Consider the following 7,361-nt stretch of genomic DNA (forward strand, 5'->3'; position numbering starts at 1 on the left):
CCGGGGAACGCGACGCGGTGCTCACGTGCTGCCGCGACCTCGCGGAACTCCTGCGGCAGTCCGCCGACTCCGGGCGCCCCTTCGTCCCCGCACCGCAGCCACGGGTCGTGGCCCGCCAGCGCGCCACGGCCGCCGCACCCGGGCCCGCCGAGGCGGCGGCCGCGGTGGAACTCATCGAACGGCTGCCCGGCGGCGTGTGCGCACTCGACCTGGACGGTCGGTTCACCTACGTCAGCGCGGCCGCCGCCGACCTCCTCGGCGGCAACGCCCAACGCCTCCTGGGCACGCCGCCCTGGGAGGCCCTGCCGTGGCTGAACGACCCCGCCTTCGAGGAAGGCCACCGGGGCGCGCTGATCAGCGGTCAGCCCGCCCAGATCACGCTGTTGCGGCCCCCCGACCATTGGCTGTCCTTCCGGTTCCACCCCGATCCCTCGGGCGTCACGGTCCGGGTCATCCCGGCCACCCCGGATCCGGCGGCCCGGGCGGAGTTCCACCGGCGCCCCACGCCGCCCCCCGGGATGAGCGAGGCGACCGCCCTCTACAACCTGATGCACCTGGCGGCCACCCTGACCGAGGCCGTCGACGTGCAGGACGTCGTCGACCAGGCCAACGACCAGATCATGCCGGCCTTCGGCGCCCAGGCCGCCGTCCTGATGACCGCCCAGCAGGGCAGGCTGCGGATCACCGGCTACCGCGGATACCCCGCCGAGCTCATGGCCCGCTTCGACAACGTCCCGCTCACCTCGGCGACGCCCGCCGTCCGCACCCTCAACAGCGGAACGCCGCACTTCTACTCGACCTTCGCCGACCTCAAGCGTGACTTCCGGGAGACGGTCCACCAGGATGACAAGGAGGCGTGGGCCTTCCTGCCACTGGTCACCTCTGACCGTGTCATCGGTTCGCTCCTGCTGGCCTACGACAGCCCGCGCACGTTCGCGCCGCAGGAGCGCGCCGTCCTCTCCTCGGTGGCGGGCCTGGTCGCCCAGGCCTTGGACCGTGCCCGCCTCTACGACGTCAAGAACCGGCTCGCCCTGCGCCTGCAGTCCGGACTACTGCCCCCCACGCTGCCCCGGCTGCCCGACATCGACGTCGCGGCCCGCTACCTCCCGGCCCTCCGCGGCATGGGCATCGGCGGCGACTTCTACGACCTGATCCCGCTGGACGGCACCGTGGCCGCCGCCATCGGGGACGTCCAGGGGCACGACGTCGACGCCGCAGCCATCATGGGACAGGTCCGCACGGCGGTCCACGCCACCGCCGGCGCACCCCCGGGCGAGGTCCTCGCCCGCACCAACCGGCTCCTCACCGACCTCGACGCCGGCCTGTTCACCAGTTGCCTCTACATCGAACTCGACCTCGGGCGGCACCGTGTCCGACTGTCCACGGCCGGCCACTTCCCGCCCCTGGTGCGCCTCCCGGACGGCCGCACCGAGGTGCTCGACCTGCCGCCCGGCCTCCTGCTCGGCATCGACCCGAACGCCGGATACTCCACCGTCGACCTGCCCCTCGTGCCCGGCACGGTGCTCGCCCTCTTCACCGACGGCCTGGTCGAGGCCCCGGGGATCGACATCGACGACGCGATTCGCGAACTCGCCCGCCAGCTCGCCGAGGACCAGGGGCGCACCATGGAGTCCCTGGCCGACCACCTGGTCACCCACGCCGAGCGTTCCGCGCCGCGCGGCGACGACATCGCCCTGCTCCTCATCGAGGCCGGGCGGCCGTCCCGCTGACCCCGCCGGCGGTCGGCGGGCCGTGCGGATAGTGCCGGGTCCCCCGGGTAGGCGCCCCGCCGGCGGGCCGGCCGCCCGCGGAGGAGGAGACATGGGCAGGGGATGGGTGAGTCGCCTCGACCGGCGCGTGTTCGAAAGGGTCGCCGCCGCGCACCCGCCTGGCGTCCAGGCGGTGTTGCCGCGGCTCAGCCACGCCGCCGACCACAGCCGGCTGTGGCTGGCGACCGCGGCCGCGTTCGCCGCCACCGGAGACCGCACCGCCAGGCGCGCCGCCGTGCGCGGCGTCGGCGCCCTGGCGCTCGCCTCCTTCGTCACCAACACGGTCATCAAGTACGTCACCAGCCGGGAGCGCCCGCTCATCGACGCCGTGCCGCTGCCCAGGCGGCTGAAGCGGCAGCCGCGGACCACGTCCTTCCCTTCCGGCCACGCCGCCTGAGCGGCGGCGTTCGCCACCGGGGTCGCCATGGAGTCCCGGCGCCATGGCCTGCTCGTGGCGCCCGTCGCGGCGGCCGTCGCCGCCTCCCGGGTCCACGTCGGCGTCCACTACCCCGCGGACGTGCTGGCCGGCTGCCTGCTCGGATCGGGCTCGGCCCTGGCGACCAGCCGCTGGCTGCCGCGCCGACCGCCGGCCGGCGCGTTCGCCCACCGGCGGGCGCCGGCACCCGCGCTGCCTGGCGGCGCCGGCCTGGTCGTCGTGGTCAACGCGGAGGCCGGCTCGGGACCCTCGGCCGACGGCGACCGCATACGGAAGCTGCTTCCCGGGGCCGAGGTGGTCGAGCCAGGACCCGACGAGGACCTGGCCGCGGTGCTCGCCACCGCGGCCGGCCGGGCGCGCGCCCTGGGCGTCCGCGGGGGCGACGGCACGGTCAACGCGGCGGCGGCCCAGGCCGCGGAGCGCGGCCTGCCGCTCGCCGTCTTCCCCGGCGGCACGCTCAACCACTTCGCGCTCGACACCGGCATCGGCGGGTTCTCCCAGACGGCGGAGGCGGTCATGGCCGGCGAGGCCGTCGGCGTTGACGTCGCCCGCGTCCGCCCCGCCCCCGCCACCTCGGGCGCCGACCGGTACTTCCTCAACACCTTCAGCCTCGGCATCTACCCCGAACTCATCCGCGCCCGCGAGGAGTTGCGTGGACACGCCGGGCTCGGCGCCTGGGACAGATGGCCATCGGCCGCGATCTCCCTGGTCCGCGTGCTCACCACGGCCGAGCCGTTCGAGGTCGCGCTCAACGGGCGCCCGAAACGGCTCTGGCTGCTGTTCACCGGCAACGGCCTGTACTCGCCCGAGGGTTTCGCGCCCTACCACCGCACCCAGCTCAACGACGGGCTGCTCGACGTGCGGGTGGTCACCGCCGACAAGCCGCTCGCCAGAACCCGCCTCGCGCTGACCGCCCTGACCGGCACCCTCGCCTACTCGCGGGTCCACACCGCGGTCCGGCTGCCCAGCCTGCGGCTGACCGCGCTGCCCGACGGCGGGGCGATCGCCTACGACGGGGAGACCGCCGCCGCGCCGAGGGAACTGCTGCTCGACAAGTACCCGGAACCCCTCGCCGTATACCGGCGCCTGTCCACCGGCGTGCCCTGACGGACGGCGCGGTGGCATCCTCGACCACGACGAGGCGCCCGCCGGGTGCCCGGGACGTTAGGGAACACCGATGTCCGCCACACGCCACACGGTCACCGCCGTCCACGGCGACCAACGAGTCCGCGTCACGATCGGGGACCGGGTGGTCGCCGAGACCCGACGCCCGCTCCTGGTCCACGAGACGGGACTGCCGGTGCGCTACCACGTACCGCGCGCGGACGTCGACATGACCCTCCTGGAACCGACCGCGACCCACACCACGTGCCCCTACAAGGGCACCGCCTCCTACTGGGCCTTCCATGACGAGCGTGGCCCGGTCGCCGACGTCGCCTGGGAGTACCCCGAACCACTGCCCGGCGTCGCCGCCATCAGGGACTATCTGTCGTTCTACGACGCGCACGCCGACATCCAGGTGCTGCCCGACTGACCGGCTCCCGCGCGCTGTCCGAAGGGCCGGACCGGAACCAGCGAGGGAGTGGGACACGACCGGGAACACCGACGCCGCCCACGTCGCCCGCATCACGCTCATCAACCTACGCCGTCGTTCGTGGCGCGCGGCGCCGGCCGCGTCGGGCGCCGGGGTCACGGCCGTGTAAGGACGCGGTCGCGCTCGCCGCGCACGGTCACGGCGCCTGGGGGTTGGCGTCCGCGGCCGCCCGGACGAACGCCAGGACCCGGGCGGTCGTGTTCGCCTCCAACCAGACGGGACCCCGGCGGATGGGCGGGGCGTCATGGATGGGGACGTAGGCGATGTCGGGACGCCTCGAGTACTCCCGGGTGAGCTCCCCGACCGGGAGCACGCCCTTGCCGAGGGCCACGAGGGACAGCATCTCGGAGTAGGTGCTCCCCGAGGGGCCCTTGCGGACCGGCCTGCCCGAGGGGGTGTGGTCGGGGGTGCGGTCGCGCTTGAACGCGGCGGAGGTGACGGCCGGGTACTGCACGACGGGGTGATCGGCGAGCGCCTCGAGCGAGACGGACTCCGCCTCGGCGAGCACGTGGCCGACCGGGACCGCCAGCAGGCGCCGCTCCCGCATCAGCGTGGGCCCGTTGGCCATGCCGTCGAACGGGAACGAGGCGATGAGGACGTCGATCGAGCCGTCGAGCAGGCCGGCCCGCGTGCCGGACAGATGTGCCTCGCTGACCAGCACCTCGCAGTCGGGGTGCCGCTCGGAGAACAGGCTCACCGCCCGCATCAGCACCGTCGCCGTGGCATCGCCGACATACGCGACCCGCAGCCGCCCGGTCACGCCGCGCCCGGCCTGGACGGCCCGGCGAAGCGCCTCCGCCATGCCGGCGACATGCGGGCGGAGGTCGTCCGCGAGCTGGCTGCCGACCGGGGTGAGCCGCACGACCCGGCTCGTGCGCTCGAAAAGCCGCGCACCCACCCGCCGCTCCAGCTTCTTGATCACATGACTGACCCGGCCCGTGGTGACCCCGAGCCGCTCGGCGGTGCGTCCGAAGTGCAGTTCCTCGGTGAGCGTCAGGAAGCACTCGAGCTCGTGCCGCTCCAGCACCGCGCCCCATCTCCGCACTCTCATCGTTTACCCGGGCTCAACGATCCTAGACCGATCGGGGCTTGGTCGGCCGCGCGCGCCGGGGGATCGTAGAGCACCTCAACCCCCCGAACCCAGACAGGGAGCGATCAGCCATGCGGATCACCGGACTCGACCACCTCGTTCTCAACACCGACGATCCCGAACGGGCCCTGGACTTCTACTGCGGCACCCTCGGCCTGGATCCCGTCCGCGTCGAGCGGTGGCGCGCGGGCGAGGTCCCGTTCCCCTCCGTCCGGGTCTCCGCCCACACCATCATCGACCTCATCCCCCGACGCCGCGGCGAGTCCAACGTCGACCACTTCTGCCTCGTCGTCGAACCGCTCGACTGGCAGGATGTCATCGACTCGGGTCGCTTCGACGTCGTCGAGGGCCCGGTGGACCGCTTCGGCGCCCGCGGCACCGGGATCTCCCTCTACGTCCGCGACCCCGACGGCAACACCGTCGAACTCCGCTGGTACCCCGAGGACGCCGCTCAGGACTGAGGAGAGAAACCATGACCGAACCCACCACCCGCGCCAAGGGCCCGGCGAGCTACTTCCCCTCCATTGAGAAGAAGTACGGTCAGCCCATCGCCCACTGGGTGCGGCTCATCCGCGCCTCCCCCCTCACCCGGCACTCGGAACTGGTCGCCTGGCTGAAGACCGAACACGGCCTCGGCCACGGCCACGCCGACGCCCTCGTCGCACACACCCGCTCGATCGGCCAGAGCCTGCCCGGGCGCTCTCGTCCAGTGACGTCTAACGGGCGAGAGAGCCGATGAAGCGGTCCAACCGTGAGACGACCCGCCGCAGTACATCAACGGATCCAGCGGCGTCGTGCGCGAGCTCCAGGGCGTGATCCGCTGACGGGACCTCCAGGACGTGCCGTAGGGACGCGGCGATCCGTGAATCCCACAGCTCATCGGCGCTACCACCGATGACGAGGGTCGGCGCTTTGGCTCGCTGGAGCGCACGGGCCACCCGGTCGATTGTCAGGACGGGCGTGAGCCAGGCTGCCGCGATGTCCCGATCAGCGGAGATGCCGCAGGCGAGCGAGCCCAGGGACTTGCCGACGAGGAGGCGACAGGCCCCTCCCTCAGCGTCGATGGCCCGGGTGACCTGCCGCTCCACCCACGCGATCCGGTCGTCCACGGTGAACCGCGGGAAGTCATCCGGGACCTGCCACCACACCTCCTGGACCGTCCAGCCGTGCTGGAGGAGCACGCTACGAGCGAAGTGCAGCAGCGGCCTGGCGGGGGAGTAGCCGACGCCTGGAACGACGACTGCGACACGGTCTCGCGCACCGTCGAAGCGGGTGGGGAAGGCCACCGGGGAGGGATCAGGCATGGTCGCACGCTACCGGAGCTGTCCGGCTGATCGTGGTCGGCGAGAACGCGATGGGCGGTCTTCCGGCCTGGTGTGAGTTCGCGGGTGCGGGCGCGGTCCAGGTGCGGGTCGTGGCGCGGTGCGGCCAGGGTGACCCGGCGATCCTTCCGGGCGGCAGGGGCCGCCACCCGGACCGTGTCCCCTGTCCACCCGCATCGCTCCGGGCGACGGCGTGCCCGGTCACAGGCGGGCGGGAACCGGCGAGTCGGCCGTGCCGTCAGGGGGTTGCCGCACGCTGCCCCGCGGCCTCCCACTCCTGGTGCGCGGTGTGGACGCGGTGCCACAGCGCCGCCCGCTCGGGGGCGGCGACGTCGGTCAGGTTCAGGTGGAACACGTCGGCCAGCACGTCGTACCAGTCGTCGGCCGAGTCGATGGTCCGCTCGTGCGTGCCTTCGGCGTCGATCCGTCGCAGCACACAGCCGCGCAGCATGTCCACGCCCTTGGCGTCGCGGAGCTGGGCTTGGAGGACCCGGACGAATCCGGACTCGGGGGAAGTGGACAGCCGGTGGTGCTCCGCGGCGAAGGAGGACAGCTCCACTGGCATCGGCGCGAAGACCATCGCAGTGAAGGCGCCGCGGGGATCATGGGTGAACCGCCAGCCGCCGGGCACCACCACCGACGGGGCCATCGCGTAGGTGAACGGCCCCTGGGTGTAAGTGCCTTCGCGCAGCGGCAGCGGCTCGTACATTCCGCCGGCGAGACCGGTGTCGACCAGCCACCGTTCGCCGTCGAACCCCACGGTGAGCGCGAGATGGTCGCCGCCCGGGCCCTCGGGGTCCTCGACCTCGTCCTGCACCCCGGCCCGGTGCAGGGTCACTCGTAGCCGAGGGCCGTCAGCAGCGCGGCGAAAGCCCCGTTGAGGTGGAAGCAGTAGCCGCCGCGCCCGCGCAGGATCCGGGCCACGGATTCCGCGGCGTCGATGCCCGTCCGCCGTCCCAGTTGGTTGTCGAGGGTCTCGTAGGCGACCCGTTCCACGTGCGCCCGGTGCAGTGCCCGCAGCACTTCGGCGGTTGGGGCCGTGGGCCGGCCACTCCCAGCACGGCCAGATACCCGTCGACGTCGATCATGCTCCCTCTCACCGTTCGAGCGGACGATCAGCCTTAGTCGCCCCTCCCCCCTTCCCACGCCC

The 7,361-nt window shown here is 73.1% G+C and carries 8 protein-coding genes and 1 pseudogene; 6 read left to right on the forward strand and 3 right to left on the reverse strand.

The features are described 5' to 3' along the window. The 4 genes from E1265_RS30605 to E1265_RS30615 all read left to right on the forward strand — a co-directional run. Window positions 1-1,730: SpoIIE family protein phosphatase (locus E1265_RS30605; RefSeq protein ID WP_132934228.1), on the forward strand; the 1,730-nt coding region annotated here is incomplete at its 5' end. Between the two features lie 91 nt (window positions 1,731-1,821). Continuing rightward, entirely contained in the window at window positions 1,822-2,166 is a 345-nt protein-coding gene (locus tag E1265_RS40845) for a phosphatase PAP2 family protein (RefSeq protein ID WP_347877263.1), read from the forward strand. A 27-nt stretch (window positions 2,167-2,193) separates the two neighbouring features. Then, window positions 2,194-3,312, forward strand: a complete 1,119-nt coding sequence (locus E1265_RS30610) for a diacylglycerol kinase family protein (RefSeq protein ID WP_347877264.1) — start codon at window positions 2,194-2,196, stop codon at window positions 3,310-3,312. A gap of 70 nt (window positions 3,313-3,382) precedes the next feature. Continuing rightward, on the forward strand, window positions 3,383-3,739 hold the full coding sequence (locus tag E1265_RS30615; RefSeq protein WP_132934229.1) for a DUF427 domain-containing protein: 357 nt from the start codon (window positions 3,383-3,385) through the stop codon (window positions 3,737-3,739). A gap of 196 nt (window positions 3,740-3,935) precedes the next feature. Here the strand turns inward: E1265_RS30615 and E1265_RS30620 are convergent, their stop codons facing one another. Beyond that, window positions 3,936-4,850, reverse strand: a complete 915-nt coding sequence (locus tag E1265_RS30620; RefSeq protein ID WP_243741230.1) for a LysR substrate-binding domain-containing protein — start codon at window positions 4,848-4,850, stop codon at window positions 3,936-3,938. A 110-nt stretch (window positions 4,851-4,960) separates the two neighbouring features. Here E1265_RS30620 and E1265_RS30625 point away from each other — a divergent pair, with 110 nt between their 5' ends. Both E1265_RS30625 and E1265_RS30630 read left to right on the forward strand, forming a co-directional pair. After that, a complete protein-coding gene (locus E1265_RS30625) occupies window positions 4,961-5,350 on the forward strand; it encodes a VOC family protein (RefSeq protein ID WP_132934230.1) in 390 nt (129 codons plus the stop codon). A gap of 11 nt (window positions 5,351-5,361) precedes the next feature. Continuing rightward, window positions 5,362-5,628, forward strand: coding sequence for a DUF4287 domain-containing protein (locus tag E1265_RS30630; RefSeq protein WP_132934231.1), 267 nt, complete (start codon window positions 5,362-5,364; stop codon window positions 5,626-5,628). Here the strand turns inward: E1265_RS30630 and E1265_RS30635 are convergent. Continuing rightward, window positions 5,606-6,193 carry an alpha/beta hydrolase gene (locus E1265_RS30635; protein ID WP_132934232.1) on the reverse strand — a complete coding sequence of 196 codons (588 nt, stop codon included), beginning with the start codon at window positions 6,191-6,193 and terminating at the stop codon, window positions 5,606-5,608. The two genes, E1265_RS30630 and E1265_RS30635, sit on opposite strands and share 23 nt — an antisense overlap. Before the next feature lie 256 nt (window positions 6,194-6,449). Beyond that, window positions 6,450-7,357, reverse strand: a pseudogene (locus tag E1265_RS30640) (arylamine N-acetyltransferase). Window positions 7,358-7,361 lie beyond the last annotated feature (4 nt).

It is taken from the genome of Streptomyces sp. 8K308 (genome assembly GCF_004348315.1).
Taxonomy (GTDB): domain Bacteria; phylum Actinomycetota; class Actinomycetes; order Streptomycetales; family Streptomycetaceae; genus Streptomyces.